The organism is Bacillota bacterium (genome assembly GCA_024653485.1).
Lineage (GTDB): Bacteria > Bacillota > SHA-98 > UBA4971 > UBA4971 > UBA6256.
Genome location: JANLFY010000008.1, coordinates 102,959 through 129,494 on the forward strand (window position 1 = coordinate 102,959; position 26,536 = coordinate 129,494).

At 61.3% G+C, this 26,536-nt stretch carries 27 protein-coding genes and 1 pseudogene; all 28 read left to right on the forward strand.

Annotation, left to right across the window (positions count from 1 at the left end):
* Nucleotides 1–81: 81 nt before the first annotated feature.
* The 28 genes and pseudogenes from NUW12_08075 to NUW12_08210 all read left to right on the forward strand — a co-directional run bounded on the left by NUW12_08075 (nt 82) and on the right by NUW12_08210 (nt 26,534).
* Complete coding sequence (locus NUW12_08075) at nt 82–492, forward strand: flagellar hook capping protein (protein ID MCR4402728.1); 411 nt, start codon at nt 82–84, stop codon at nt 490–492.
* 24 nt (nt 493–516) lie between these two features.
* Entirely contained in the window at nt 517–939 is a 423-nt protein-coding gene (locus NUW12_08080) for a flagellar protein (protein ID MCR4402729.1), read from the forward strand.
* 100 nt (nt 940–1,039) lie between these two features.
* Entirely contained in the window at nt 1,040–2,404 is a 1,365-nt protein-coding gene (locus NUW12_08085; protein MCR4402730.1) for a flagellar hook protein FlgE, read from the forward strand.
* Nucleotides 2,405–2,673: 269 nt separating this feature from the next.
* On the forward strand, nt 2,674–2,895 hold the full coding sequence (locus tag NUW12_08090) for a flagellar FlbD family protein (protein ID MCR4402731.1): 222 nt from the start codon (nt 2,674–2,676) through the stop codon (nt 2,893–2,895).
* Between the two features lie 254 nt (nt 2,896–3,149).
* Nucleotides 3,150–3,998 carry a motility protein A gene (locus NUW12_08095; GenBank protein MCR4402732.1) on the forward strand — a complete coding sequence of 283 codons (849 nt, stop codon included), beginning with the start codon at nt 3,150–3,152 and terminating at the stop codon, nt 3,996–3,998.
* The gene (locus NUW12_08100) at nt 3,995–4,747 is read left to right on the forward strand and encodes an OmpA family protein (protein ID MCR4402733.1); all 753 of its coding nucleotides are present in this window, start codon (nt 3,995–3,997) and stop codon (nt 4,745–4,747) included. The genes NUW12_08095 and NUW12_08100 overlap by 4 nt, the downstream gene beginning before the upstream one ends.
* A 4-nt stretch (nt 4,748–4,751) precedes the next feature.
* The gene (locus tag NUW12_08105) at nt 4,752–5,504 is read left to right on the forward strand and encodes a flagellar basal body-associated FliL family protein (GenBank protein ID MCR4402734.1); all 753 of its coding nucleotides are present in this window, start codon (nt 4,752–4,754) and stop codon (nt 5,502–5,504) included.
* A gap of 22 nt (nt 5,505–5,526) precedes the next feature.
* The gene (gene fliM, locus NUW12_08110; protein ID MCR4402735.1) at nt 5,527–6,525 is read left to right on the forward strand and encodes a flagellar motor switch protein FliM; all 999 of its coding nucleotides are present in this window, start codon (nt 5,527–5,529) and stop codon (nt 6,523–6,525) included.
* A gap of 356 nt (nt 6,526–6,881) precedes the next feature.
* Nucleotides 6,882–7,142: pseudogene (gene fliN / locus NUW12_08115) on the forward strand (flagellar motor switch protein FliN).
* A gap of 39 nt (nt 7,143–7,181) precedes the next feature.
* Complete coding sequence (gene fliO, locus NUW12_08120) at nt 7,182–7,592, forward strand: flagellar biosynthetic protein FliO (protein ID MCR4402736.1); 411 nt, start codon at nt 7,182–7,184, stop codon at nt 7,590–7,592.
* A 214-nt stretch (nt 7,593–7,806) separates the two neighbouring features.
* Nucleotides 7,807–8,487, forward strand: a complete 681-nt coding sequence (gene fliP, locus NUW12_08125) for a flagellar type III secretion system pore protein FliP (GenBank protein MCR4402737.1) — start codon at nt 7,807–7,809, stop codon at nt 8,485–8,487.
* A 38-nt stretch (nt 8,488–8,525) separates the two neighbouring features.
* A complete protein-coding gene (gene fliQ / locus NUW12_08130) occupies nt 8,526–8,795 on the forward strand; it encodes a flagellar biosynthesis protein FliQ (GenBank protein ID MCR4402738.1) in 270 nt (89 codons plus the stop codon).
* Between the two features lie 100 nt (nt 8,796–8,895).
* Entirely contained in the window at nt 8,896–9,675 is a 780-nt protein-coding gene (gene fliR, locus NUW12_08135) for a flagellar biosynthetic protein FliR (GenBank protein MCR4402739.1), read from the forward strand.
* 3 nt (nt 9,676–9,678) lie between these two features.
* On the forward strand, nt 9,679–10,758 hold the full coding sequence (gene flhB, locus NUW12_08140; protein MCR4402740.1) for a flagellar biosynthesis protein FlhB: 1,080 nt from the start codon (nt 9,679–9,681) through the stop codon (nt 10,756–10,758).
* Nucleotides 10,759–10,767: 9 nt separating this feature from the next.
* On the forward strand, nt 10,768–12,846 hold the full coding sequence (gene flhA / locus NUW12_08145; protein MCR4402741.1) for a flagellar biosynthesis protein FlhA: 2,079 nt from the start codon (nt 10,768–10,770) through the stop codon (nt 12,844–12,846).
* The gene (gene flhF, locus NUW12_08150) at nt 12,836–14,242 is read left to right on the forward strand and encodes a flagellar biosynthesis protein FlhF (GenBank protein MCR4402742.1); all 1,407 of its coding nucleotides are present in this window, start codon (nt 12,836–12,838) and stop codon (nt 14,240–14,242) included. Before flhA ends, flhF begins: the two co-directional genes overlap by 11 nt.
* Nucleotide 14,243: 1 nt before the next feature.
* Nucleotides 14,244–15,122 (forward strand): MinD/ParA family protein, encoded by an 879-nt coding sequence (locus NUW12_08155; GenBank protein ID MCR4402743.1) that lies wholly within the window; start codon nt 14,244–14,246, stop codon nt 15,120–15,122.
* Nucleotides 15,123–15,164: 42 nt separating this feature from the next.
* A complete protein-coding gene (locus NUW12_08160) occupies nt 15,165–15,830 on the forward strand; it encodes a flagellar brake domain-containing protein (protein MCR4402744.1) in 666 nt (221 codons plus the stop codon).
* Between the two features lie 4 nt (nt 15,831–15,834).
* On the forward strand, nt 15,835–16,632 hold the full coding sequence (locus NUW12_08165; protein ID MCR4402745.1) for a FliA/WhiG family RNA polymerase sigma factor: 798 nt from the start codon (nt 15,835–15,837) through the stop codon (nt 16,630–16,632).
* 167 nt (nt 16,633–16,799) lie between these two features.
* Entirely contained in the window at nt 16,800–17,324 is a 525-nt protein-coding gene (locus NUW12_08170; GenBank protein MCR4402746.1) for a hypothetical protein, read from the forward strand.
* Between the two features lie 3 nt (nt 17,325–17,327).
* Nucleotides 17,328–18,191, forward strand: coding sequence for a DUF2802 domain-containing protein (locus NUW12_08175; GenBank protein MCR4402747.1), 864 nt, complete (start codon nt 17,328–17,330; stop codon nt 18,189–18,191).
* A 577-nt stretch (nt 18,192–18,768) separates the two neighbouring features.
* Entirely contained in the window at nt 18,769–19,809 is a 1,041-nt protein-coding gene (locus NUW12_08180; GenBank protein ID MCR4402748.1) for a LacI family transcriptional regulator, read from the forward strand.
* Nucleotides 19,810–19,821: 12 nt separating this feature from the next.
* Nucleotides 19,822–21,249: a hypothetical protein gene (locus tag NUW12_08185; protein ID MCR4402749.1), complete on the forward strand. Its 1,428-nt coding sequence runs from the start codon at nt 19,822–19,824 to the stop codon at nt 21,247–21,249.
* 58 nt (nt 21,250–21,307) lie between these two features.
* The gene (locus NUW12_08190; protein ID MCR4402750.1) at nt 21,308–22,975 is read left to right on the forward strand and encodes a ribulokinase; all 1,668 of its coding nucleotides are present in this window, start codon (nt 21,308–21,310) and stop codon (nt 22,973–22,975) included.
* Between the two features lie 26 nt (nt 22,976–23,001).
* Nucleotides 23,002–23,925: a 4-hydroxy-tetrahydrodipicolinate synthase gene (dapA, locus tag NUW12_08195; protein MCR4402751.1), complete on the forward strand. Its 924-nt coding sequence runs from the start codon at nt 23,002–23,004 to the stop codon at nt 23,923–23,925.
* A 13-nt stretch (nt 23,926–23,938) separates the two neighbouring features.
* Nucleotides 23,939–24,817 (forward strand): dihydrodipicolinate synthase family protein, encoded by an 879-nt coding sequence (locus NUW12_08200; GenBank protein MCR4402752.1) that lies wholly within the window; start codon nt 23,939–23,941, stop codon nt 24,815–24,817.
* 74 nt (nt 24,818–24,891) lie between these two features.
* Nucleotides 24,892–25,938: a DctP family TRAP transporter solute-binding subunit gene (locus tag NUW12_08205; GenBank protein MCR4402753.1), complete on the forward strand. Its 1,047-nt coding sequence runs from the start codon at nt 24,892–24,894 to the stop codon at nt 25,936–25,938.
* A gap of 152 nt (nt 25,939–26,090) precedes the next feature.
* Nucleotides 26,091–26,534: a TRAP transporter small permease gene (locus tag NUW12_08210; protein MCR4402754.1), complete on the forward strand. Its 444-nt coding sequence runs from the start codon at nt 26,091–26,093 to the stop codon at nt 26,532–26,534.
* The last annotated feature ends 2 nt before the right edge of the window (nt 26,535–26,536 follow it).

A 26,536-nucleotide genomic window follows, 5' to 3' on the forward strand; every position in this document is an offset into this window, starting at 1 on the left:
AGGGTTAGTTGGGCAGGCTGCGGCGGGCCGGGCGGACCGCGGCGGGAAGCTTCGTATTCCTGAGGAAAGGAGGGAAAGCCAGTGAATATCCGAGCGACATCCGGGGCAGGCGCGCAAGCGTCGCCGACGAGCGCCGCTGAGAAGGGCGACAGTAGAACGGAGCTCGGCAAGGACGCGTTTCTGAAACTGCTCCTCACCGAGCTGCGATACCAGGATGCGTTCAAGCCGGTGGATGACAGAGAGATGATCGCGCAAATGGCTCAGTTCTCCACGCTCGAGCAGATGCAGAACCTGAGTGTGGCCATGGAGGGCCTCGCGAAGATGCAGCACGCCACTCAGGCTGCGGCGCTCATCGGTAAGAAGGTCACGGCCGCGGTGGACGAAGGGGTCGTTACCGGCACGGTTTCCGGCGTGAGGTTCAGAGACGGCGTCGCGTACCTCGTTGTGGAGGGGAAAGAAGTTCTCGTGACCGATGTGAGCGAGATCGCGTGAGCGCGAGGGACGATGCGTCGAGGAGTGGTTGTCTTGGTCGAGAAGGTGCCGTCCGAATTCCAGATACCGATGCGAGCGGCTGTGCCCGCCGGGGGTGTTGACAAGGTCCGCAGCAAACCCGCTGGCGACACCGTGACCTCCGCTGCCTCTGCCCCGTCGTTCGGAGAGGTCTTGAGGCGGGAGATCGAGGGGCAGAGCGTGAGGTTTTCCGGCCATGCCCAGATGCGAATGAGGGCCAGGAACATCTCCCTTTCAGAGGTGGATATGGCAAGATTGGCCCAGGCGGTGGACAGAGCTTCCGCGAAAGGCGCGAGGGAGTCGCTCATACTCATGGACAACCTCGCACTCGTGGTGAGCATCAGGAACCGCACGGTCATAACCGCGGTGGACGGGGAGCACATCAAGGAAAACGTGTTCACCAACATCGATAGCGCGGTGATAGTGTGACTGCGACGAGACCGCGCCGTGGGGCTGGACCTCTTTCGAGGGGGCCCCGGAGCCGCCGGCGACACCGGCGGCCAGCGAAGGAAGGAGGTCAAATACGACAATGCTACGGTCGATGTTTGCCGGAGTCTCCGGCTCGAGATCGCACCAGGTTTGGATGGACGTCATTGGCGATAACATCGCCAACATCAACACGCCTGGCTACAAGACAGGCAGGGTTACGTTTCACGAACTCTTGGTCCAGACGATCCGTGGTGGTGGCGCCCCGGTGCAGGACGGAAGGGGAGGCATCAACCCCATGCAGGTCGGGCTCGGGACAAGCCTTAGAAGCATAGACACTTGGCACACCCAGGGCAACATCCAGGTGACCGAGGTGCCGAGCGATCTCGCCATTGATGGCATCGGGTTCTTCGTGTTGAGCGACGGGCTCAAGACGTACTTCACCCGCGACGGCAGCTTCCAGATCGGTGCTGACGGTGTACTCGTGAGCCCTGCGACTGGTTATCGAGTACAGGGCAGGCCCGTCGACCCTTCCACAGGTGAGATCGACACAACTAAACCACCCCAGGACATCAAGATCCTGATAGGACAGGTCATGGAGGCTGCTGCAACGAGGAACACCATTCTGCGCGGAAACCTTGACTCACAGGCAGTCGCTGGGGACAGCTTCAGCAGCCTTCTCCAAGTATACGATTCTCTCGGGCGGCTCCACGAGATGCCGATCACTTTCAGGAAGCTGGATCCCACAGTACAGATCAATGACCCTGCAACAGGCACCACGACGAATATCGGCGATCGGGCGTGGTACTGGGAAGTCACAGAACCTCTTGAGCCGGTAGGAGACCCTTCTAAGGTCGACGTGGTGGGCAAGGGTTTCCTTCTATTCAACGAGAACGGCAAGGTCGACACAGAAGCGACTGAGAACGCCTGTGAGAATGCCTTGGCGACTTATCCAGACTTGGAAGCTGGCCCGTATGATTACCCTCCTACGTTCAAGATCCTATCGACCAATGGGTCCGCCGAACAGGACGTCAGGCTAGATGTAGAAAGCCTCACCCAGTACGCCGAACCTTCGTCGGTGTCCATGAGTTTCCAGGATGGTTTCCCCGCGGGCACTCTCGAGACGTTTGCTGCTGACGCGGATGGGGTGATCACCGGCATCTACTCCAACGGCCAGTATCGCACGCTGGCCCAGGTGGTGCTGGCGAACTTCTCGAACCCTGGCGGCCTTCTCCGGATGGGCGGAGGGTTCTACCAGGTGTCGCCCAACTCGGGCGCTCCTATAATTGGCGAGCCCATGAAAGACGGCAAGGGCAAGATCATCGGCGGTGCCATCGAGATGTCGAACGTTGATCTTGCCAAGCAGTTCACAGACATGATCATCTCGCAGCGCGGCTTCCAGGCGAACTCCAGGGTGATAACGACCGCTGACGAGATGTTACAGGATCTCCTGAGTCTCAAGAGATAACATGGTTTGCCGCGGTGCCCGCCCTGCCCGTTCCAAGTTGTCGCGGTAGGTTCGGGGCGGGGTCGGGCACCGCCTCGCCGCGTGGATGAGCGCGAGCGCGATAAGATGGCTTGAAGAGGGGCGGCGTAACACGGAATTGACCATCTCGGACGGAGACGCAGGCGGAAAGAGGAGCCGTACAAATTGGCCTCAAGCAGGTATCTGAATCAGAGGACAGGCTGACTCGTTGCAGCAGCCGGGACTCGACACAAAGAAGGGCGGCGCATCGGATGATCAGGGTACACCGGCTTGACGGGTCCGAGATCGTGGTGAACGCAGATCTGATAGAGACTATCGAGGCGACCCCGGATACCATCATCACGCTCACCACCGGCAAGAAGCTCGTTGTAAGGGACGCTGTTGACGAGGTGGTGGCGGCTGTGGTTGCCCACAAGAGGGCGATCGCGCTAGGGCAAGGGATACCGGACACCGGAGGAGCGGCGCGCACGTAGAGGGCCAGGTGCCTGATCTGCGGAGGCCGGTCAGGTTTTGTCGCGTGACGCACCAGGGTGTTGGCCGGGGCGCCCTAGCAGACACGGCCGGAAACAGGGCTTTGCTCCGGACCACGGGCGGCTTCACCGGGCATGAGGGCTGTGGGGGATTGGTTCGCGGATGACGCGGACACGCGACGGTGCCCGGGCGGGTTTGCCTCATCACTACGGCACTGCGACTGATGCAGGTGCCACTCGACTCACGGGGGCATGACATGGACCTTACGACTTTCATCGGGATCGTCGCTGGACTCGTGCTTGTGGGTGTGGCCATCGAGGTGGGTGGGTCGCTCCAGAGCTTCATCGACCTTCCGTCGGTGATGATCACGATCGGTGGCACCGTGGCTGCGACGCTCATCAGCTTTCGTTTGGATGACATCAAGAACGTGCTGAGGGTCACGAAAGTCGCGTTCACGCGCCGTCCAACGCAGCTCACAGAGGTCATGGTGCAGATCATCTCCCTGGCAGAACTTGCGCGGCGTGAGGGTCTCCTTGCGCTGGACAACAGCCTGGACAAGGTGAAGGACGACTTCTTGAGACACGGCTTGCAGCTAGTGGTGGATGGAGTGGATGCGACGGTGATACGGGAGGTTCTGGAGACAGACCTCGACGCCATCGAAGAGCGCCACAAGATGGGGAGAAAGCTGTTCGATCAAATGGCGCTTTTCGCCCCTGCGTTCGGCATGATCGGGACGCTCATCGGGCTCATACAGATGTTGCGGAACATAAACGATCCGAGCGCCATTGGCCCTGGCATGGCGGTCGCGCTCGTCACGACGTTTTACGGGGCCATGCTCGCATATCTCGTGTTCATGCCCATCTCAGGGAAGCTGGCGGTGCGGGGGTCAGAGGAAGCTCTGGAGAAGCAGATCCTCATTGAGGGCGTCCTCGCGATTCAGTCAGGAGACAACCCGAGGATCGTTGAGGAGAAGCTCAGGGCATTCCTGCCTCCCGCCACGAGAGCGCGGGTGGCTTATAAGAGAGGGGTGCATGCGACAGGTAAGCCCGGCTCCGCGAGGGCAACCGGTGGCCCCGGGAAGGAAACGGCTGGTGCAAAGACATGAGACGCAAGAGGTCGGGTGACGAGGAATCAGGTGGAAGCCCGCCCTGGATAACGTCATATGCGGACATGACACAACTGTTGTTGACCTTCTTCGTGCTCCTGTTCGCGTTCTCGTCCATCGACGCGATCAAGTTCCGGCAGGCGGTCATATCGCTTCAGGGCGCGCTTGGCGTGCTCACAGGCGGGCCCCAGCTCCTGAACCCGGGTGAGATGCCGGTTCCAAAGCCTCCGAGCGATATCCGACCTTCGGGGAAGTCCCAAGTCGAGCTCGAGGGGGTCATGGAGGAACTCCAATCTTTCTTGGAGGCTCAGGCGCTCGCCGAGGACGTGCACCTCGAGATCACGGAGCGAGGCCTCGTGGTCAGCTTCATGGACAAGGTTCTATTCGATCTCGGCCAGGCAGACCTGCGCCCGGAGGCTCGGCGCGTCCTTGCGGAAGTCGCTCACATCTTGCGCAGACTTCCGAACGACATAAGGATCGAGGGACACACGTGCGATCTGCCCATACGCACGGCGAAATTCCCATCGAACTGGGAGCTGTCTACCTCGAGGGCGTGCACCGTGCTAAGGTACTTCATCGAGAGCGCGGCCCTTGCTCCGGACAGGTTTACCGCTATGGGGTACGGCGAGTACAGGCCGAAAGTGCCGAATACGAGCGAGGCAAATAGGGCCCTGAATCGCAGGGTGGATATCGTCATCCTGAAAGAGAAGGAGAAGATGGTGCTTCCGGAGCAGGCCTCCGGGGAATAGGGGGATGAGCTTGCCAACGGGTGTCTCAGGTTATCAAAAGCCTGTGTCGAGCCAAGTTGCGACGTCTGGCGCCTCGAGCCGCGTGCCTGCCACCGGCGCGGACCGCGCGGGAACGGATCCAGGGAAGACCGCTGCGACGGCGCGGAGCCAGACGGGAGCTGCTGCCGCAGGGTCCAAGCCTCCGGCGAAGGACGGCTGGGAGGTGCCCGAGAGGCCCGCAGGAGTGGCCTCCGCGAGAGACCTTCGTGCTATGCAGGGGCAACAGCAGGAGGCGAGGGCCCGCAAGCGGAGACTGCCTCCGGTCATGGTCGTGGGCGGCGTGGTGTTCTGCCTTGCCGCGGCAGCCGGGGCGCTATGGTACACTCGCGGAGCGAACCGACAGGCGGGTATCGGAGCGAATGGCGCCAGTGTTGCGAACGCGACGAAGCAGGAGCAGAAGCCGGGTCCGACGTACTCGTTCCAGCCGTTCATAGTCAACGTGGCCGGCACAGACGGAACGCGTTATCTGAAGGCATCCATCAGTGTGGAATGCGCGGACAAGAAGGCAAGTGCAGACATCGCGGCGGTGGAATACAAAGTGAGGGATGCCGTCATTGCGGTCCTGTCCGCCTGCGACTTGGACGAGCTGACCGACGTATCGAGAAGGGACGCGATAAGAAGCCGTGTGGCCGAGGCGATAGAGAGAGCGCTCCCCGGCGACGACAAGAGGTCGCCTCGTGTGAGGGGTGTGTACTTCCTCGAGTTTGTCATTCAGTGACCCTGGACGTGGGGGCGGGAACTTGGACGAGATCCTTTCTCAAGAGGAGATTAACGCTCTGCTCTCTTCGTTCGCGAAGCAGGAAGTGGAGCGCGCCGCAAAGAGCGGGAACGGCAAGAAGAAGCAGGTGCGGCCGTATGATTTCCGCCGTCCCGACAAGCTGTCCAAGGAGCAGCTGCGCACCATTGAGATGATACACGAGACCTTCGCTCGGTTGCTTACGACGTGGATGTCCACGTATCTGAGGCTGCCGGTCAGGGTCACGCTGACATCAAGTGAGCAGATGTCCTTCGACGAGTTCTCGTCGTCCTTGCCAATCCCCGGCGTCATAGCGGTTTTCAACATCAGCCCGCCGGACGGTGAGGCCATCCTCTCCCTGGAGCCACTTCTTGCCTTCGGCATGCTCGATAGGGTGCTGGGGGGACCGGGCCAAGCCAAGGGCAAGCCTCGCGAGCTCACCGATATAGAGCAGCGTCTCATGCAGGATCTCACAGCGAAGGTGCTGGACTTGCTTACCCGTGCGTGGTCCGACGTGACGGCCTTCTCAGCGCGGCTCGAGAATATAGTCGCGAGCCCCCAATTCGCGCAGATCACGGCCGAGACGGAAACCGTCGGCACAGTGTCTCTCCAGGTCACCTTGGGCGAGATCACGGGCGGTGTCACGCTGTGCTATCCGTACCCCGTTCTTCAGCCGGTGCTGCCGAGGCTTGTGGCGACGCGGTGGTTCAAGAAACAGACCGGGCGAGGTGCGGAGGCTAGCTCGGCGGAGGCCATCAGGCAGCGTCTGGCGAACGTTCAGGTGCCCGTGACCGTGGAACTTGGCCAAGCCACCGTCCTAGTGGGCGACTTCCTCGACCTTGCGGTGGGGGACATCATCAAGCTCGACTCCAGGCGCGGCGAAGACCTCGTTGTGCGGGTGGGTGGAGGAGCCAAGTTCGTGGCGCGACCAGGGGTAATCGGGAAGAGGCTTGCGTTCCAGGTGTCGCGCGTTCTGTACGACAGGGGAGGGACCTTGAGATGATCGATGACCCAGTTGGCGAGGGGACGAGTGTCGCGCCTGATCCGGACGACGTGGGGGCCCCGGAACCACTTGGAGAACGGGCGGGAAATGGTGCAGGCCCAGGCCAAGGCTCAGGTCCAGGTCCAGGCCCAGGCCCGGGCGCGGGCGCGGTCACGGGCACGGGCGCACGCGCAGGCGTAGGCGCAGACTTGGGCGCAGGAGCAGACGCATGGACAGATACAGGAGCGGATGAAGACGCGTTCGCAAACGCCCGGGGCCGCGCTGTCGCGAACGAGGCGCCTAGGTCCAGCCTGGAGAGGGCGTTCGAGAGGGCGGAATTCGCGCCGTTCGGCGACAGGCAACGCCAGGGAAGCCACAGCAATATCGATCTCCTGCTCGACGTGCCTCTACCCGTGACAGTCGAATTGGGAAGGACGAGCATGACCATACGCGACATCCTCGACCTCGCCCCGGGTTCCGTTGTGGAGCTGGACAGGGTGGCCGGTGAGCCGGTAGACATCCTGGTCAATGGGAAGCTGGTGGCGCGAGGGGAAGTCGTGGTCATTGACGAGAACTTCGGCGTTCGCGTCGTGGACATCATCGCTCCTGCGGAAAGGTTGAGTGGCACCAAGGCGTGACGTGCCTTTGTTTGAACCGGCTCGGAGGTGGCAGCTGCTGTGGACGTGGTCGTGACGGGAATCCGGCTCGCAGTGAGTCTTGCGCTGGTCATCGCCCTCATATACCTTGTCGGGTTGGCTCTGCGGTCCCTGCAGTGGCGACGTGCCGGAAGGAGGGGTCGTCCGGCCATGGAGCTGTGCGAGTCGCTGCCCCTCGGGCCGGGGCGGGCAGTGCACCTGGTGCGGGTCGGGGACAGGCTCCTCGTTCTTGGGGCCACGGGAACGCACGTTTCGATGCTGGCGGAGTTGGCTCCGGGTTCACTGGACGAAGCGGAACGACAAGAGGGCCCCGCTGGGGCCGCCGATTCCGAAAGCGGGCGGAGGTTCCATGAGGTTCTGAAGGCATACATGGGGCGCTTTGGAGACTCTGAGGACTCGGGAGAGGACACCGGTGAAGGCGACATCCGATAGAGGGAAAGCAAGGGTCGTGGCAGCTCTCTCAGGACGTTTCCTGCCGCTCGTCGCGGTGTCGATCGTTTGCGCGCTCGTCCTCGGGACGATTCCCGCACCGCTGGGCGGGGAGGCGGCGCACGCACAGGCCACGACGGCGCAGACCCAGGCACAGACTCCGGCGACGGCCATGCCCATCCCGGCACGGGTGGGGCCCACCGTCGACATCGGGGGAATGTTGCCTCTGCCCAGGATAGAGGTGGGAGTTGAGTCGGCGGACAGCCCGAAGGAAGTCTCGACGTCCCTCCAGATTCTCGCGCTCTTGACCGTGCTGACCCTTGCGCCCGCCATTCTCGTTATGCTCACCTCTTTCACGAGGATCATCATAGTGCTTTCGTTCGTCCGGAGCGCCATGGGCTCACAGCAAGTACCGCCGAACCAGGTTCTCATAGGGCTTGCTCTCTTCCTCACGTTCTTCGTTATGGCGCCGACGCTGGGGGCAGCCAACGAACAAGCGCTTCAGCCGTACCTGCAGGGGGAGATCTCACAGCAGGTGGCGCTCGACCGCGCGGCCGCGCCGCTACGCGAGTTCATGCTCAGGCAGACCCGGGAAAAAGACATCGCGCTCTTCACAGCGCTCGCGAAAGCGAAGCAGCCTGCGAACCCGTCGGAGGTGCCGCTTCTCGTGCTGATTCCGGCGTTCACGATAAGTGAGCTCAAGACCGCCTTCGAGATCGGGTTTCTCATATACGTTCCGTTCCTCGTCATCGACATGGTCGTTGCGAGCGTCTTGATGTCAATGGGCATGCTGATGCTGCCGCCCGTGATGATTTCCTTGCCTTTCAAGTTGTTGCTGTTCGTGATGGTGGACGGATGGAACCTCGTTATCGGATCGTTGCTCCGCAGCTTTCACTAGACGGGATTTTGACGCATGCGCACGGCGGGTGATCGGTTGTGACGGAAGAGGTCATAGCGGGGATCGGTCAACGCGCCATATTCGTGACCCTGGAGGTCGCAGCGCCTGTTCTCTTGTTTGCTCTCGTTGCGGGTCTTCTCGTCAGCATCTTCCAGGCGGTGACGCAAATCCAGGAGATGACTCTCGCATTGGTGCCGAAGATCCTTGCGGTCATATTGGCGCTCGTGGTGTTCGGGCCTTGGATGATGCGTATGCTCGTCGAGTTCACGCGAGAGCTGTTCACGAACCTGCCGAATTACGTGTTGTAGGCATGGCCCGACGTTTGTCCGAGGTTTGTACGAGCTGCAAGCGTTCAAAGACGTCCGTTCAAAGACGTCAAAGAGTCATGAGTCGCGGAGGAGCGAGCTCGTGGGGGTCGTTGATTCCGCCATCACTAGTGTGCAAACGTACCTTCTGGTTCTGGCGCGGATAGGCGGGGTCTTTGGGCTAGCGCCGGTCTTCGGGAGCCACAACGTGCCGCTGCAAGTAAAAGCGGGCTTGTCCGCCGTGCTCGGCCTGGTCGTGACTCCCTTAGTACAGACGCCTCCGTCAGGCTATCCAACGGATATCGTTGCGTACGCCATATGTGTGGGGCGAGAGGTCCTCGTGGGCGCGATCATCGGCTACGTGGCTTCGCTCTTCATGGTGGCGGTTCAACTCGCTGGCCAGCTCGTGGACATCCAGATCGGGTTCGGTCTCGTGAACGTGGTGGACCCCGTGGCGAACAGGCAAGTCACGGTCATGGGCCAGTTTCAGTACCTTCTGGCAATGCTGCTCTTTCTCGTGTTCAACGGCCACCACGCGGTCCTCGCCGGGCTCGTCGAGAGCTACGCGGTCGCGCCCGTGTCGGGCTTCTCCCTCACCGCGAGGCTGGAAGCTGGCGTGGTCAGGATGTTCTGTGACACTCTCGTGGTGGCGTTCAAGATAGCCGCGCCGGTCACGTGTACACTGCTTTTGACCGACGTAGTCATGGCGGTGCTCGCCAGGACGGTGCCGCAGATGAACATCTTCATCGTGGGCCTTCCGCTGAAGATAGGGGTGGGACTCCTCACCGTGGTGGTGGCTTTGCCACTATTCGTCATGGTCCTTAGGGGCGCGTTCAGTGGACTGCAGCGAGATATCCTTGCCCTGTTCGGAGGTGCAAGATAGGCGGTGCCACGTGACGACCGCACAGAGGCCGCGACGCCAAGACGGCGTCAGGAGGCGCGAAGACGAGGCCAGGTGGCGAGAAGCGTCGAGGTAAACTCCGCAGCGATCCTCCTCGCGACGCTCGGAGTGCTCGGCGCGTCTGGAGGGTTCATCTATTCGGGGCTCGGGGCCTTCATGAGGCATCTTTTGGACGACGCCCTGACGCACCCGGATCTCTCGCCCGAAGGCCTGTACGCCCTCGCTATGGACGCCCTCATCGCAGTGGGGAAGGCCGCGGGGCCTGCCATGGCTGCCGGGCTTGTGGCGGGGCTAGCGACGAACCTTGCCCAAGTCGGGTTGGTCGTGTCCCTGGAACCGATCGCCCCAAAGCTCTCGAGGATAGATCCCGCTGCCGGACTGTCCAGGCTCTTTTCGGGGAGGGCCCTCGCGGAACTGATGAAGTCGTGCGCCAAGGTGCTCATAGTAGGGTACTACGGTTACGTGACCCTTCGACAGGACTATCCGGCGCTCGTCGCTACAGGCGTCATGGAACCCGGGCAGATCCTCGCGACCGTGGGGAACCTGGGGTTGCGGCTCGGCTTTCGCGTGGGCATCGCCCTCGCGGTGCTGGCTGCGATGGACTATGCGTATCAAAGGTGGGAGTTCGAGAAGAGCATCAGGATGACCAAGCAAGAAGTGAAGGAGGAGCTCAGGCAAACGGAAGGAGATCCAATGCTCAGGGCGAGGATCCGCGCGCGGCAGCGTCAGATCGCGATGCACAGGATGATGCAGGAGGTCCCAAAGGCGGATGTCGTGGTCACCAACCCGGTGCACCTTGCCGTGGCGCTGAAGTACGACCCAGGCACGATGAAGGCACCGAAGGTCGTGGCCAAGGGAGCGAGGCTGCTTGCCCAGAGGATAAGGGATCTCGCGGCGGCGAACGGCGTTCCGATCGTCGAGAACAAGCCTCTGGCCCAAGCCCTGTACAAGGCGGTGGAAATAGGTCGCGAGATCCCGGCGCACTTGTACAAGGCGGTCGCGGAGATCCTCGCGTACGTATACTACCTCGACAAGAGGGCAGGGCGCACCGGCCGGTGGAGGTGACGTGGCTAAATGGCGGTAGGACGAGTTCAGGGCGTGACAATGGACAGGCTGTCGAGGCACAGCGATGTGTTGGTGGCCGTGGCGGTGGTCGTCATCCTCGTGATGATGATAGTGCCCGTGCCCACGTTCATCCTCGACGTGCTCCTGACCTTCAACATCACGCTCTCTCTCGTGGTGCTCCTGCTGACCATGTACACCCGCGACGCCTTGGAGTTCTCGTCGTTTCCTTCACTGCTCCTGGTGGCCACGTTGTTCCGGCTTGCCCTCAACGTATCGTCGACGCGGTTGATTCTGTTGCACGGCTATGCGGGCAGGGTCATCGAGGCGTTCGGCAACTTCGTCGTAGGCGGCAATTACGTGGTGGGCATGGTAGTCTTCATCATCCTGGTGGTCATCCAGTTCGTGGTGATCACGAACGGCGCGGGCCGCGTGGCCGAGGTGGCGGCGAGGTTCACTCTCGACGCGATGCCGGGCAAGCAGATGTCCATCGACGCCGACCTCAACGCCGGCCTCATCGACGAGCAGACTGCCAGGGCCAGAAGGCGGGCGATAGAGCTCGAGGCGGACTTCTACGGCGCCATGGACGGCGCCAGCAAGTTCGTGCGCGGCGATGCCGTAGCCGGCATCATCATCACCCTTGTGAACATCTTGGGCGGCGTGGTCATCGGCATGATTCAGCTGCGGATGCCGGCCATGCAGGCTCTTCAGACGTTCGCGCTCCTGACGGTGGGGGACGGTCTGGTATCGCAGATACCCGCCCTTCTGATCTCCACTGCGACGGGCATCATCGTCACCCGGGCCGCAGCGCAGTCGAATTTCGGCCAGGAGGTCACGACACAGCTGCTCGCCCAACCCAGAGCGGTGGCCGTTGCCGCGGGAATGCTCGTGCTCTTCGGCATGGTGCCGGGCCTCCCGAAAGCGCCCTTTTTCTTGCTAGCGGCTGCGGCAGGCGCGCTTTCGTACGCCATGGCCGGCGCGGAGCGGGCCAGGGCGAAGGGCGAGGAAGAGGCCGAGAAAGCGCCGCCAGCGCCAAAGCAGCCCGAGAACGTAATGTCTCTCCTGGCGGTGGATCCCCTCGAGCTCGAGATAGGGTACGGCCTCGTTTCCCTTGCCGACGAGAACCAGGGTGGAAACCTGCTGGAACGGGTTACCATGGTGAGGCGCCAGGTCGCAGTGGATCTAGGGCTCGTGCTCCCTCACATCCGGATCAGAGACAACATACAGCTCCGGCCGTCCGGGTACGCCATCAAGATCCGCGGCGTCGAAGTCGCGCGGGGAGAGGTCATGTTGGGGTACTGTCTCGCGATGAACCCCGGCATCGTCGTGGAACCCGTCCCCGGCATCGAGACCATCGAGCCCGCGTTCGGGCTCTCCGCTCTCTGGGTGCCTGAACAGGACCGGGAGAGGGCGGAGATGGCAGGCTACACCGTGGTCGATCCAACGTCAGTGATAGTGACGCACCTCACCGAGGTCATCCGCCGTCATGCGGCGGAGATACTTAGCAGGCAGGACACGGCGAACTTGATCGAAAACGTGAGAAAGACGGAGCCTGCCGTTGTGGAGGAGCTCATCCCCGGTCTGATGACGGTGGGGGAGGTCCAGAAGGTGCTGCAGAACCTCCTGAGGGAGGGGGTGCCGATCCGAAACGTGGCGACGATTCTCGAGGCCCTTGGCGACCACGCGCGGGAGACGCGGGACACGGAAGTCCTCACCGAATACGCCAGAGCGGCCCTCGCCCGCATGATATGCAGGCAGTATCGCAACGTCGACGGAGAGCTCGTGGTGGCGACGATCGACCCGGAAATCGAGGAGGAGATAACGAGGTCCGTCGAAAGTCGCGGCGCGGTCGAGTCACCTGCGCTCGAACCAAGGCTGGTGCATGCTGTGGTGCGCGCAGTGTCCCGAGCGGTGGAGAGAATGGCACAGGAAGGTTACCAGCCAATCCTGATCACGAAACCTGGTGTGCGGCCGTATCTAAGGAGAATGGTGGAAAGGGTGCTGCCGGACGTCGTCGTTCTATCGTACAACGAGATCACCAGGGACCAAAAGGTTAGGTCTGTCGGGACGGTGAGCCTGAATGAGAATTAAGAGATACGTTGCCCGCACGATACAGGAAGCCCTCGACACCGTGCGCGAGGACCTCGGACCCGACGCCGTGATACTCCATACGCGCAAGGCTCGCAGAGGGAAGATCGCGGGATTGCTTGGAGGAGAGAGGTTCGAGGTCATTGCCGCGCTGGACGTGAACGTTCCCGAGGCAGGCCGGTCGGCCGGTATGGGACGCACGACCATCGGGACCAGGGGAGTCGTCGGCACGCACGCGGGCGCAACGCCGGCGAGCGGGCAGACACCAGAGGGAAGCCCGTCGAGCGGAAGGGTCGTGGCTGGTCGCACTGTCGGCAGTGCCAACAAGAGGAACTCGGCACGCTCGGATGGAGGCGCCGTCCGGCGAGCCAGCCCGCGTGAAGTCACGGAGCGCGAGGGAAACGACTTCCCCGAGTGGCCCCGGCCGGTGGCGACGGCGGCCGCCGGGCGCGCCTATGAGAGCACCCCTGCGGCGCGGCTCGTGGAAATCCACGAACGTCTTCTCGACATGGACCTTGATCCCGATCTCGCGCAGGCGCTCGTCCAGGCCGCAAAGATGAAGTGGCGTGAGGCGCAAGTGGCCGGGAAGTCCGCGTACGAACTGGTGCTCGACCTCATCACCGCTATGCTTCCGGTGGCGGGGGGAGTCGCGCTCACTCCCGGATCACGCAGGGTCGTTGCCTTGGTGGGACCCACGGGCGTGGGGAAGACCACGACCCTCGCGAAAGTGGCGGCTCTCACCGCGCTCTTCGGCAAGAAGAAAGTGGCCTTCATCACCGCCGACACCTACAGGATAGCCGCTGTGGAGCAGCTCCGCACGTACGCCGAGATAATAAGGGTTCCGTGTGAGGTGGTGTACACGCCCTCAGAGATGCGTCAAGCTCTCGCGTCTCACGATGGGTGTGATCTCGTGCTCATCGATACCGCCGGGAGGAACCCCAGGAGCAGCATGCACATGGCCGAGCTCAGAGCATTTCTCGAGGCGGCGCAGGTGGACGAGACGCACCTCGTCCTGAGCATGACCACGAGGCCGCGCGACCTTCTCGAGACAGTGGAAAGGTTCAGTCCATGCGGCGTGAACAGGCTCATCTTCTCCAAGCTGGACGAGACCTTACGCCTTGGCCCGATCCTCGGGGTGACGAGTGCCGTGAAGCTGCCGATCTCATACGTGACCTACGGGCAGAATGTGCCCGAGGACATCGAGGTTGCGGACGCTGCCCAACTCGCTCGGTGGATCCTTGATGGGGGAGTCGGGGACATCGAAGGCAGCGCGCGAAGCGACACGAGGAACGGCGGGGCCGGCACGCGTGCCGGCGCGGAAGACGTTGCGGGTGCGGGTGTTGCGGGTGTAGAGACGGATTCGTCGCGAGACAGATTCAAGGGAATGGGTGGGAAGTGAGATGAACGACCAGGCGAGAGGCCTTCGCGACATGGCGCGGAGCGGGACCGAGCTGTCGTCGGGTGTACCCCGGGTCATAGCAGTCACCAGTGGAAAAGGCGGGGTCGGCAAGACGAGCATCGTGCTGAACACCTCGATTGCGCTAGCCTCAGCGGGGTCACGTGTGGTTGTGCTCGACGCCGACCTCGGCCTAGGCAACATCGATGTCATGCTGGGCATAGTCTCCCGGTACAACCTGGCGCACGTGGCAGCGGGGGAAGTGAGCCTCGCTGACATAGCGGTGTCGGGGCCTGGCGGAATAAAGATAATCCCGTGCGGCTCAGGCGTGACCTCTCTCTTGCGTCTTCCAGAGTCGGAGCGGGCGGTCCTGGTGTCAGCGCTGGCGGCCCTCGAGAATGAGGCGGACTTCATAGTCGTCGATACCGGGGCCGGACTCTCCCCGGGCGTGGTCGGGTTCCTCGCCGCGGTAGAGGAGGTAGTCGTGGTCACGACGCCGGAGCCGACGTCCATAGCGGACGCGTACGCCACCGTGAAGGTGGTGTCATGCGAAAACCCCGCGGCTCCCGTGATGCTCGTGGTGAACATGGCGCGGGATCTGCAGGAAGCGGAAGATGCGGCCGAGAAGATAACCTTGGTTGCCAAGAGGTTTCTTTCGGTGAACGTCAAGCTGCTGGGGTTCGTGCCGAGGGACCAGCTCGTGACGAAAGCGGTCATGCAGCAGGTTCCGTTCGTGGTTAGATATCCGTCGTGCCCCGCTTCGCGCGCCGTGGGCGAGATCGCTGAAAGGTTGCAGAGCAAGCGGCTGGAGGGGTCCTCTTTCAGAGGCTTTGTCGGACAGGGTCTTGTGGGGTTCCTTGGGAGGATAGCTGCGCGATCATGAGCCTCCGCCTCAGCGGAGGAGCGGCTCGGGGGGATGGCCGCCGTGGAAGTCGAGGACGTGCTCAAAGTCAACCAAAGGGTGACGCTGGTGGTGCCGGACGGACGCAACGCAGGCAGCTACCCTAGCCGCGTTGAGGACATCGGGCTTGACGCTATAGTGGTGGCGGCTCCGACACACAAGGGTGTGGTGCTCAAGCTCGAGGAAGGCGAGGCAGTCCGCATCCAGGCGGTGCGCGAAGATGGGGTGTACAAGGCTGACACCGTCGTAGAAGCTGTGATCACATACCCGTTTCCCATGATCCAGTTGGCGAAACCCTCGGAGGTAGTGCGCGAGCAGAGAAGGAAGTACGCGCGAGCGGACGTGTCGCTTCCGGCGAGGTACCGTTGCCTCGGCCCTATGGACAATGGGCGGCTCGCCCCTCACAAAGGCACGGTGACGAACGTATCCGGCGGCGGCGCTCTCATCGTGACGTGGCAGTCCAGGCCCGATCTTCGGATCGGGTCCGAGGTCGACGTGGAATTGGAGCTTCCTTGCGGCAAGATCGCCGTAAGAGGGGTCGTGGTGAGGATGTCAACGGGCCAAACGGAGGCCGGGATGGTTCAAGAGATGGCGGTGGAGTTCAGGGAGATCGACGAGAGGCAACGCGACGCGCTAGCCAGGTACGTCTTGCAGCGGCAACTCGAACTTCGCCGCAAGGGGTTGTTGTGACGCCGTGGCTACCGAAGAGCTTTGGAATCAGTACAAATTCGCGGGAGATCCCGAGGCCAAGCATGGCCTCATCTCCCATTACCTGCCGATGGTCCCGATCCTCGCTGGTAGGATGGCGATGAAGCTCTCGGCGGTGGTTGGGTACGAGGACCTGGTGGGCTGGGGAGTCATTGGGCTCATCGAGGCGGTTGAGAAGTTCGATCCCGGCCGGGGCGTGAAATTCGAGACTTACGCGACGACCCGTATCAAGGGCGCCATGGCGGACGGGATGAGAGAGGCGGACTGGGTGCCGAGGTCCGTGCGGCAGAACGCAAGGCGCATCGCGCGTGTGTATGCCAGCCTCGAGAAAGAGCTGGGGAGGGCGGCAACCGATGAGGAGGTCGCGGCGGAAATGGGGGTCAGCCTGGAGGAGTTTCAGAGGATGGTGGCGGACGCCTCGCGCGGCGCAGTTCTGTCCCTTGACGAGATGATTCAGATGAGCGAGAACGGTCGCCACGTGACCTTGCTGGATGCCGTCCCGGACATGGAAACCCCCGACCCGCTCGCCGTGTGTGAGGTGGAGGATCTCAAGGAGCGGCTCGCCAGGGCCATCGACGAGCTGCCCGAGCGGGAGAGGCTCGTGGTGACCTTGCACTACTACGATGAGCTGACAGTAAAGGAGATAGCTGAGATACTGGGTGTTTCTGAGGGGCGGGTCTCGCAACTCCACACCCGTGCAGTCCTTAGGCTTAGGTCGCGTTTGGCGCCCGGTGAGGCAAGTGACACGAAGGTAGCGGGCGGGACCAGGCGAGCTCATGGCTGAGCGTTCGACTCGGTGCTCGAGTAGATGCGGTACCGATAAGGCTCGCCGGGCGCGAGTGGCCGACTGACCGGACGCGCAGGATGGATTCTTGGCAGGCTCGGGCGCGCGTGCCTTGACTCGAGGATTGCGACTTTGCCATAAACACGCGACCGAAGGGGGTGACGAGGATGTCCGTGCGTTCCGTCGACGTCCAGCACGCGGTGGCGCGGGCTACGGAGGCCGAACGAGTCCAACGCGTGCAGAACGACGTGGGCGCCGCAGGGCAGCAGGCTTTTGCGGCGGAGCTCTCGAAGCGCGCTGAGGAGAAGTCCACGAGAGTGACATCGTCGCCCAGGTCCGAAGAGGAGGCAATCCGGGACGAGAAGGAAAGGCGCCGTCGCGGTTCGCGGAACGGCGAGTCCGGCGAGGAGCGGGCGGGGCGAGAGCGTGGCGCGGGAAGCAGCGCGCCGGACGGCGCTCCAGGAGCTGGGATCGCGACAGGCGCTGACGCCGCCGTAGGCTCTGGAGCCGCCGTAGGCTCTGGAGCCGCCGTAGGCTCTGGAGCTGCCGCAGGCTCTGGAGCTGGTGCTGGAGCTAGAGTGGAAGCCGGTGGCGGAGCGCGGGCTGCCGGAACCCCCGCGGCAAGGCACAGCCGGGACGGGACGGGCGGTGAACCCGTGATGCCAGGGAGAATAATCGACGTGGAGGTTTAGAGCGTGCAGAGTCCGATGCTATCTCAGGTGCCGTGGGACATCCTCGTCGCGGCACTCATGTGTGTGGCCGGAATACTGTTCATAGCCTTTTCCTTCGGGATGACGCTGGGAGAGCGCCGCGTGCAAGCCATCCTGGAGGGACGCGGTAATGATGGAACGGACCGATCCCGGGACGGACGCGGGGCAGGGGAACGGCACCGAGGCCGTGACAAGGGCGCAAGGGAGACAAGAGTCTCGCCCGCAGGCCCCGACGATGCTACTCGTGACGCAACTCGCGCAATAGAGGAAGCTGCGGCAAGGGCAATACAGGATCTCGAGGCCAAGGCTGAGGCCGCCGCCCGGCTCCTCGACGAGGCGGAGGACAGGATCAAGCAACTGAAGGCAACTGTTGCGGCGCTCGAGCGCGAAGCCAGACAAGGCGGCAAGCTGGAGGCCGCCTCATCACCTGTGCCTCCGCGTGCGCCGATTATCGCTGGCGCTGCGCAGGGACAGGAGGCTTGCCACGCTGATGAAGGCGTCATCGGTATCGCCGTAGACGTGGGCGAAGACGCGACCGCGGGATCTGCCGCGAGCACAGAGCCGGGGGCGGGAGCGCACCCGGAAGCGAGCGCGACACCGGATGCAGCTCGTGCTGAGGTGGCAGGAACTGGAGCGAGCCAGGGGGCGACAGGCGCTATCGGGGTTTCCGAGAGACACGCTCTAGTGCTGCACCTTGCCGACCAAGGTCTGACCCTGCCTGAGATCGCGAGACGGGCGGGGATAGGCCGCGGTGAGGCTCAGCTTGTCCTGGATCTACACGGCAAGGAGTGTCGGTCAAACCCGGTGGAGGCGTCCGGTCCTGGACCTCTTCCAGGATGCGGATCATAGCTACATCCCGATGATCTCACAAGACAGTTCCGCAGTAACGATCTTGTGCGGTGCCAAGGCAAGTTCAACGCTGCCGTCCTCGAATGCTTCCGCCCAAGGGTGTGGTGAATTCCTGAGCTTCCCGCCATAGGGCAGCAGTCTCCCATGAGCCCTGGTACGGGGCGATCGCGTATCGAAATTCATGAACTCCCAAGCTCCCAAGCACCGCGCGTCTGGTGTCTCGTAGGGTGGTCCGGCATGCCCACCGCGCGTGACCAAGTCGTCCCTTTTTCGTCTGAACTCCACCTCAATCACAGGCCGTTCGCGCCCTCACATGTCCTCCGTGCCGTGCCGCGGTTACATGCCACGCAAAGAAAACCCTCTCCGGCTAGCCGATGGTGACAAGTTGCGGTGATGTCGTGCGTACCAAGGTTCCCTTCCCACATCTCTACTACTAGGAGACTGTGATAAACGTTTTATAAACTTTCTTCCATGGTGCCCAATGCATAGAAGGATTTTGGCCACGCGTGTAGTATTATCCGTACCAGAGCATGAGAAAACGTTTTCGTACAACGTCGTGAGAGGTCATTGATATCTGATGCCTACCATAAGGGATGTAGCGAAAGAAGCAAGAGTGTCGATAGCCAGTGTCTCTAAGGTGTTGAACGACCCTGATTACGGCTCGGCAGAGACGCGGGCAAGGGTAGTGGCAGCCATCAAGAAGCTCGGATATCAACCCAACAACGTCGCTCGAAGCATGGTGAGGGGCAAGACCAACATAATCGCCCTCGTCATCCCGGACGTGCGCAACCAGTTCTTCACGTCGGTGGCGCGGGGAGTCGAGGACGTAGCGAGCAAGTATGATTACAGGGTCATGCTGTGCAATACAGACGAGGACCCGGCCAAGCAGCAGAAGTACATCGATGTGTTCCGGAGCAGGATCGTTGATGGCTTCGTAATCGCCGTCACATCAGAGCGCGATCGCCACCTGGGAAAGGTCGACAGGCACGTGCTTCCTTTCGTGTTCATTGACCGAGTGTGTGAGGAGATCCCGGCAGACGCCATTGTGGTTGACAACCGAGACGGAGCGTACAAAGCTGTCGCGCATCTGTTGCAGCTCGGGCATCGCCGGATCGGACTCATCACAGGAAAGCGCGATACTCTCACAGGACGCGAGCGACTGCGGGGATATGTGGAGGCGCTCAATGACCACGACCTCGAGCCTGAGGAAGAGCTGATCAAGGATGGAGGGTTCACCATCGAGGGAGGGTACGAGGCGGCGAAGGCGCTCCTCGGCGCCAACGTTCGTCCCACGGCGATCTTCATCTCCAACAACGCCATGACGATCGGGTGTTTGAAGGCTCTTGCGGAGGCAAAGGTCAGGATACCGAACCAGATGGCTGTGGTCGGCTTCGACGACTCGGAGTGGGCTGAGTTCTTCACGCCTCCTCTGACTGTGGTGAGGCAGCCGACGTATACCATGGGGACATTGGCCGGAGAGATCCTCTTTCAGAGGATACTCGGGACGGCTCCGCCCGAGCGAAAGGAGATCGTGCTCAAGCCGGAGCTCGTCATTCGGGAGTCGTGCGGCGCTCTCGGAACAGGTGCCGTTGAGCAAGGCAAGGGTGCTCAAGCATAAAGAGACTTTGGCATGAGGGGGCTTGTCAAGGTGCTATCGAGTAGCAAGACCCGAATCGGTCTAGTTGCCATCTCGGACGAAAGGCCGGAGATACACTGTCCGGACGAGCAGCACAACAGGGATTACCTGCACATGATGAAAAGGATCCTCGAGGCCAAGGCGGACGCGACCGGATTTGACCTGGAGCTCGTCGTGGAGGATCGGATCATCCATACCATGGAGGAAGCGGTCGCCTCTGCCAAGAGGATGCGGGCCGAGGATGTGGCCGGCGTCGCCATAGCCCACAACATGTGGACGTTTGCCCGGGAGGCAGCCATGTTCGCCCGGGTCTATGGAGGACCCATAGCCGGCTATACCAACAAGGATCCTCTTCGGCCGGCGCTAGTGGGGCTTCTGTGCAGCGGCGGAACCATAGACAAGATGGGGTTGTACCATCCACGAATCATCGGGGACATACAGGGGGAGGACGTCCAGCAAGAGTTCCTCGCGTGGGCGCGGGCCGCGGGGACCGCGAGCAAGATCGTGGGCGAAACTTACTGCAATTTTGGCGGCCGCAGCATGGGCATGGGTACCGCCGTCCGAGATCCGAACGACTGGATCAAGCGTTACGGAGTGGACGTCGAACAGATAGACCAGGTCGTGCTGCTGGAGCGCGCCAAGAGGATAGACTCCGGCGTCGTCGACCACGCCTATGCTTGGCTCGCGGAAAACGTCGGCTACATAGACCCGAGGGTGCCGGACGAAAAGATCAAGAACCAGATCCGGCTGTACGAGGCGGCTCGTGAAATATGCCGGGAAAAGGGGATAGACTTCTACGGCGTAAAGTGCCAACCCGAGCTCAGTGAAGTCACGGACTACGCCGTTCCGTGTCTCAATCAGGCGTTCTCAAATAGCAACTTCGACTGGCACGGCCGAAAGGAACCGGTCGTGTGTGCATGTGAAGCCGATATGGGAGCCGCGATGACGATGAGGCTCTTGCAGGGGGTCTCTGGCCAGCCTACGTTGTTCATGGATTTCCGCGATTACGATGAGAAGCGCGACGAGTACGTGTTCTGCAACTGCGGCTCCCAGTCTGTGTTCTACGCCAAGGATATCGGAGACGTGCACCTCGTTCCCACCGACAAGTACTATCCTTCAGGTGGCGCCCACGTCCAATACGTGTGTCGCGAAGGGGAGGTCACCGTTGCCCGTCTGTGTGAAGACAAGGACGGCGAGTGGATGGCGATAATCCCCGGGCGCTTCGTGTACTATGACCGCGAAAGGTGCAAGGAAACCAGTCCACTGTGGCCCCACGCTTATCTGAAGGCGGACATCGATCCGGATGAGCTCCTTCAGGTGTACGGCTCGAATCATGCGCACGCGGTTTACGGGAACTGGGTGAAGGAACTGACTCATCTCGGAAGGATGCTCGGATTCAGGACCAAAGTCTTCAAACGATAGCGCCGTTCGCTGTTGAGCGAGCACCTTCAAGGGCTGTCACTTCGGGAGGCTGAAGGTCATGTCCACGCGTTGTTCACCCACCGAAAAGGGATTGTCCGGTGTTCCCCGGCACGTAATCGGCCTTGACTTCGGCACGGAATCGTTGAGGGCGCTCCTCGTGAACGTGGCCACCGGCGAAGAAGTCGCTGACGAGGTGCGCAGGTACGAACATGGGGTCATAGACGAGTCGCTGCCTGACTCCGAAGTGCGGCTGGAAAGGGACTGGGCTCTGCAGCACCCAGGGGACTACATCAAGGCGATGCACGAGGCCGTCCCGGCGGTGCTGCGCAAGGGCCACGTGAGTGGAGAAGCCGTGATAGGGATCGGGGTGGACTTCACCTCATGCACTGTCCTCCCGACCACGCGCGACGGCACGCCACTCTGTTTCAGGAGCGATTTCAAGGACAATCCCCATGCCTGGGTGAAGCTCTGGAAACACCACGCGGCCCAACCGGAAGCGGATCTCATCAACCAGGTGGCTTCCGAACGGGGGGAGCGTTTCCTCAGGTATTACGGCGGAAGGATATCGTCCGAATGGGCGCTTCCCAAGCTGCTCCAAATCCTGAAAGAGGCCCCAGAGGTGTACAAGGCCGCCGATAGGTTCATCGAGGCGGGGGACTGGGTCGTATGGCACCTCACCGGGAAAGAGTGGAGGGGCGCGTGTGCCGCCGGGTACAAGGCTCTGTGGAACCATGAGGATGGCTACCCTAGCCGGCAGTTCCTCAAAACTCTGGATCCCGCGTTCGAGGGCGCAGTGGACGAGAAGCTGAAAGGACCGATTCTGGCCCCAGGGAAAAGGGCCGGCAACTTGAGGCCCGAGGTCGCGCGGGAGCTCGGTCTCTCTGAAGGTGCGGTAGTCTCGGCTGCCACGATCGATGCTCATGCCGGGGTGCCCGGCTGCGGCGTGGCGCGCCCCGGAAAGATGGTCATGATCATGGGCACATCTACGTGTCACATGACCATGGTGGAAGAGCCCAGGTTCTTCAAGGGCTTCGCGGGTCTCGTGAAGGACGGGATACTGCCAGGATTCTACGGGTACGAGTACGGACAGTCCGCGGTCGGGGACATTTTCGCGTGGTTTGTTGAGAACTGTGTTCCGTACGCCTACTACGAAGAGGCCAAATCACGAGGCGTGAGTCTCTATGACCTCCTCGAGGAGAAGGCCTCCAGACTGTCCCCAGGCGAGGGCGGGCTTGTCGCCTTGGACTGGCATAACGGGAACCGCAGCGTTCTCATGGATGCAAGTCTCAAGGGCGTGGTGGTCGGCTACACACTGAGGACGAAGGCCGAAGAAGTATACCGCGCGCTGATCGAGGCAACGGCCTTCGGCACACGGAAGATAATCGAAACCCACGAAGCCGGGGCCGGGCCGGTCGAGGACGTACACGCCTGCGGAGGCTTGACCAAGAACCGAATGTTGATGCAGGTGTATGCAGATGTCTTGGGAAGGCCAATAAGAGTGGCGCCATCTTCGCAGCCTGTGGCATTGGGTGCGGCTATATTCGGGGCGTTGGCGGCGGGCGCGGCGGGAGGAGGATACGAAAGACCGACCGAGGCGGTAGACAACATGGTGAGCGGGGTATTCGAGGTATACAGGCCAAACGAGAGGAATCGGAACGCGTATCAAGGGTTGTACCAGAAGTATGTGAAGCTCCACGACTACTTCGGGGCGTGCGGCACAATGTGAATACCGTTGCAGGGAGGCGCTTACGCATGGGAAGGTTCAACAAAGAAGTGTACGGGAAGATCTTGATCCCAATGGTCACACCCTTCGATGAGGATCAAAGCGTCAACTACGAGAAGGCCGTGAGGCTCGCAGAATTCATCATCGCGAACAAGAAGGGCGATTCCCTGATCCTTTCGGGCACTACCGGCGAGTTCCACACCATGACCTTTGACGAGCGGGTAAGGCTCTTCGAAGTCATGAAAGAGAAGGTGGGAGGGAGGATCCCTCTGATCGCGGGAGTGGGTGCCGCATCCACAATGGAGACCGTGAAACTTGCGAAGAAGGCCGAGGAGCTGGGATACGATGTCGTGATGATCGTATCACCGTATTACACCAAGCCGAATCAGCAAGAACTGTACGCCCACTTCGCGAAGGTGGCGGAAGCCGTATCGCTCAACATCATGCTCTACAACATCCCGATTTTCACGGGCGTCAACATCGATCCTCCAACAGTCGGCCGCCTCGCGCAGGTACCCAACATCGTGGCCATCAAGGAGGAAGCCGAGCTCAATCCCAAGCAGATCACGGGTTTCCTCAACGCGACACCAGAAGACTTCATCATCTACTGTGGCGACGACACCATGATTCTCGAAGCGTACGCGCAGGGCGGTCCCGAGAGGATAGGCGGCGTGATCAGTGGAGCGTCTCACGTTATCGGCCACTTGATACGCGAGATGATAGACACATTCCTCGCGGGAAGGATCGCCGAAGCGGCTCGGATGCAGAGGAGGATCTACCCGCTCCTCCGGATCATGGGGCAGAACAACAGGACCAATCCCGTGTGTCTATGGAAGGAAGCGATCAAGCTCTACGGGGTCGACGCAGGTTTGCCGAGACTGCCTCTGTCAAGGGGCACGAAAGAGGAGGTCGAGAATGTAAAGAACGTGATGAAGAGCCTGAACTTGATCTAGCGGGGTGATGACGATGGCCAGGGCGATTGAGGGAATGATCCCGCCTGTTGTCGTGCCGTTCACGGAGAAGGACACCATTGATGAGAAGGCTCTTCGGGAGGACATCTCGTACCTCGTAGAACGGGGCATCCATGGCATCAGCAGTGGCGGGAGCACAGGCGAAGGGGCGGTCTTGTCCGACGCGGAGCTCAGGCGGTGCCTGGAGATCATCATGGAAGAGAAGCCTCACGACATGCCGGTCGTCGCGGGGATCATACGGAACTCCACCGCCGATGTGATCCGGGCCGCGCTTGACGCCAAGGCGATCGGAGTGGACGCGCTCCTCGTCACTCCAGTGTTCTACTACGGGTGTACTCCCGAGGGGAACTACGAGTTCTTCAAAGAGATTGCGCGTAGAGTGCAACTACCCATCATCATCTACAACGTCGTTGCCACTAACGTGATCACTCCCGAGGACTTCGTGAAGCTCCTGGAGATCGATGAGGTGGTTGGCATCAAGCAGGTGGACCCGGTGAAACTCGCCGAGATGTGCGCATTGTGCGCAGGGAACGCCAAGGCGAAGGTATATAGCGCCTGCGACCAGATGCTATACGCTACCTACGTCTCGGGAGCGATCGGCGCGATCTCCGCGCTCATCACCATCGCGCCGGAGCTGTGTGTGAAGCAATGGAACGCGTTCAAGAGCGGCGACCAGAGGACAGCGATGGAGATTCAACTTCGACTTGTGCCGATAGTGCGGACTTACCTTTTGAAGCCGTTTCCTGGGAAGGTAAAGGAGCTGCTAAACCTCCAACACCGCAGAGTCGGAAGCGGTCGGCACCCGAACGTCGTGCCGACGCCTGAGGAAAGGGAGGCCATGAAGGAAGCTCTAAGGAACGCTGGGCTGGTCTGAGATAGTGAGCCACTGATGCAGCAGAGTGGGGACCGAGCGCCGAAGGACAAAAGGACAAGAGGAGGGACGTGCAAGTGACAGCCAAGATGAAGAAACTCGTGGTGAAGACAATCATCCTTATGACAGCAGTGTGTGTTCTCTGTGCGACGAACATAGGCGCGCAGGAACGGATCGTCTTCAAGCTAGCATTCACCGATCCTCCGTACCTTAAGATCGGCGACCTCCAAGTGATGCACCACTCGTACGCAGGGATGGTGGCGTTCAAGGCTGCGGCGGAAAAGCTCTCTAGCGGCAGGATCGTCGTAGAGAACTATCCATACGGTAGACTCGGCGACGCGAACGAGAACCTCCAGCAGATCCTGTCCGGGACGCTGCAGGGCGCCACACCCGCAGATGGAGCCGTTGCCCCCTTCTACCCGAACATCCAGGTTTTCTCCATACCGTACCTCTTCGACAGCGCGCTCGACGCTTACGAGTTGTGGGACGGCCCAATAGGGAAGTCGATGTTTGACGACATGGCGAAGAAGAGCGGCCTGAGAGTGCTTGCCATCTACGACAACGGCGGCTTCAGAAGCTTCTCCAACAACAAGAAAGAGGTCAAGACGGCCGACGACATGAAGGGGCTCAAGATCCGCACCATGACGATCCCCGTTCACATGGAGATGGTCAAGGCTCTCAAGGCAAGCCCAACTCCCATCGCATGGCTTGAGCTGTACAACGCCCTGCAGACGGGCGTGGTAGACGGTCAGGAGAACTCCGCGGCCACCATCATTGGCGGTTCGCTCCAGGAGGTTCAGAAGTACTATACGTTGGACGAACACCTCCTCGGCTCGGCCATGATCGTTACGAGTGAGAAGTGGCTGAGAAGCCTGCCGGCAGACCTGCAAGACGCCATCATCAAGGCCGGCAAGATAGCGGAATTCGCAGCCCGGGGAACCTCGAGGGCAAACGATTCTCTCGCCCTTGAGCAGCTGCAGAAACTGGGCATGAAGATCTACATCCCGACCAAGGCCGAGAAAGCGACCTTCAGAGCGGTGACGCAGCAACCCGTCATAGACTGGCTCAAGAAGAACGTCGATCCCGCAATGGTGGATCGGGTTCTGCAGGCCGTGAAGAACTGAACGAAGGTGACACGAGGGAGAGCGCCATCTGTGACTCCCGGGTGGCGCTCTCCGCGTCCCAACCGCGTGTCGACCTCCACGTCCTCAGGGAAGGGGAATCGCGTATGTGCACAAGAGGCTTCCTGGCCCGTCTGGACAAGGGAGTCCGGATCATGACCAATGTGCTGCTTGCACTTATGACAATCGACATACTCATTCAGGTGTTCTTCAGGTACGTGCTTCGGGACCCGCTCGTTTGGACCGAGGAGCTGGCGCGCTTTCTCCTTGCGTGGCTGGTCTTCCTCGGCGCGAGCTCGGCGGTCCGCTCATGGGACAACCTGCGCGTGACGTATTTCATTGAGAAGCTGCCACCGAAGGTATTTTCGGTGATAGAGACCATGACGAAACTCCTTTCATTCGGGCTCCTTGTGTACGTTTTCATCTCGGCTGTGCGGGTTATTCCGAATGTCGGGATGAGGGAGATAGCTCCCGCCCTTGGGATAAAGATGATCATTCCGGAACTGAGTCTTCTCGTGGGGCTCGCCTTGATGATCATCCAGCTCATCGGGATCCTGATTTCCCTCATTCCCAAGCCGAGGAGCGGAGAGGAGGGCTGACG

What these genes read in the sequence shown, in the direction of transcription:
- NUW12_08085 (MCR4402730.1), top strand. Translation starts at nt 1,040, where the DNA reads ATGCTACGGTCGATGTTTGCCGGAGTCTCCGGCTCGAGATCGCACCAG.
- NUW12_08090 (MCR4402731.1), top strand. Translation starts at nt 2,674, where the DNA reads ATGATCAGGGTACACCGGCTTGACGGGTCCGAGATCGTGGTGAACGCA.
- NUW12_08095 (MCR4402732.1), top strand. Translation starts at nt 3,150, where the DNA reads ATGGACCTTACGACTTTCATCGGGATCGTCGCTGGACTCGTGCTTGTG.
- NUW12_08100 (MCR4402733.1), top strand. Translation starts at nt 3,995, where the DNA reads ATGAGACGCAAGAGGTCGGGTGACGAGGAATCAGGTGGAAGCCCGCCC.
- NUW12_08105 (MCR4402734.1), top strand. Translation starts at nt 4,752, where the DNA reads ATGAGCTTGCCAACGGGTGTCTCAGGTTATCAAAAGCCTGTGTCGAGC.
- fliP (MCR4402737.1), top strand. Translation starts at nt 7,807, where the DNA reads ATGTTGCCTCTGCCCAGGATAGAGGTGGGAGTTGAGTCGGCGGACAGC.
- flhA (MCR4402741.1), top strand. Translation starts at nt 10,768, where the DNA reads ATGGCGGTAGGACGAGTTCAGGGCGTGACAATGGACAGGCTGTCGAGG.
- flhF (MCR4402742.1), top strand. Translation starts at nt 12,836, where the DNA reads ATGAGAATTAAGAGATACGTTGCCCGCACGATACAGGAAGCCCTCGAC.
- NUW12_08155 (MCR4402743.1), top strand. Translation starts at nt 14,244, where the DNA reads ATGAACGACCAGGCGAGAGGCCTTCGCGACATGGCGCGGAGCGGGACC.
- NUW12_08170 (MCR4402746.1), top strand. Translation starts at nt 16,800, where the DNA reads ATGTCCGTGCGTTCCGTCGACGTCCAGCACGCGGTGGCGCGGGCTACG.
- NUW12_08180 (MCR4402748.1), top strand. Translation starts at nt 18,769, where the DNA reads ATGCCTACCATAAGGGATGTAGCGAAAGAAGCAAGAGTGTCGATAGCC.
- NUW12_08185 (MCR4402749.1), top strand. Translation starts at nt 19,822, where the DNA reads ATGAGGGGGCTTGTCAAGGTGCTATCGAGTAGCAAGACCCGAATCGGT.
- NUW12_08190 (MCR4402750.1), top strand. Translation starts at nt 21,308, where the DNA reads ATGTCCACGCGTTGTTCACCCACCGAAAAGGGATTGTCCGGTGTTCCC.
- dapA (MCR4402751.1), top strand. Translation starts at nt 23,002, where the DNA reads ATGGGAAGGTTCAACAAAGAAGTGTACGGGAAGATCTTGATCCCAATG.
- NUW12_08200 (MCR4402752.1), top strand. Translation starts at nt 23,939, where the DNA reads ATGGCCAGGGCGATTGAGGGAATGATCCCGCCTGTTGTCGTGCCGTTC.
- NUW12_08210 (MCR4402754.1), top strand. Translation starts at nt 26,091, where the DNA reads ATGACCAATGTGCTGCTTGCACTTATGACAATCGACATACTCATTCAG.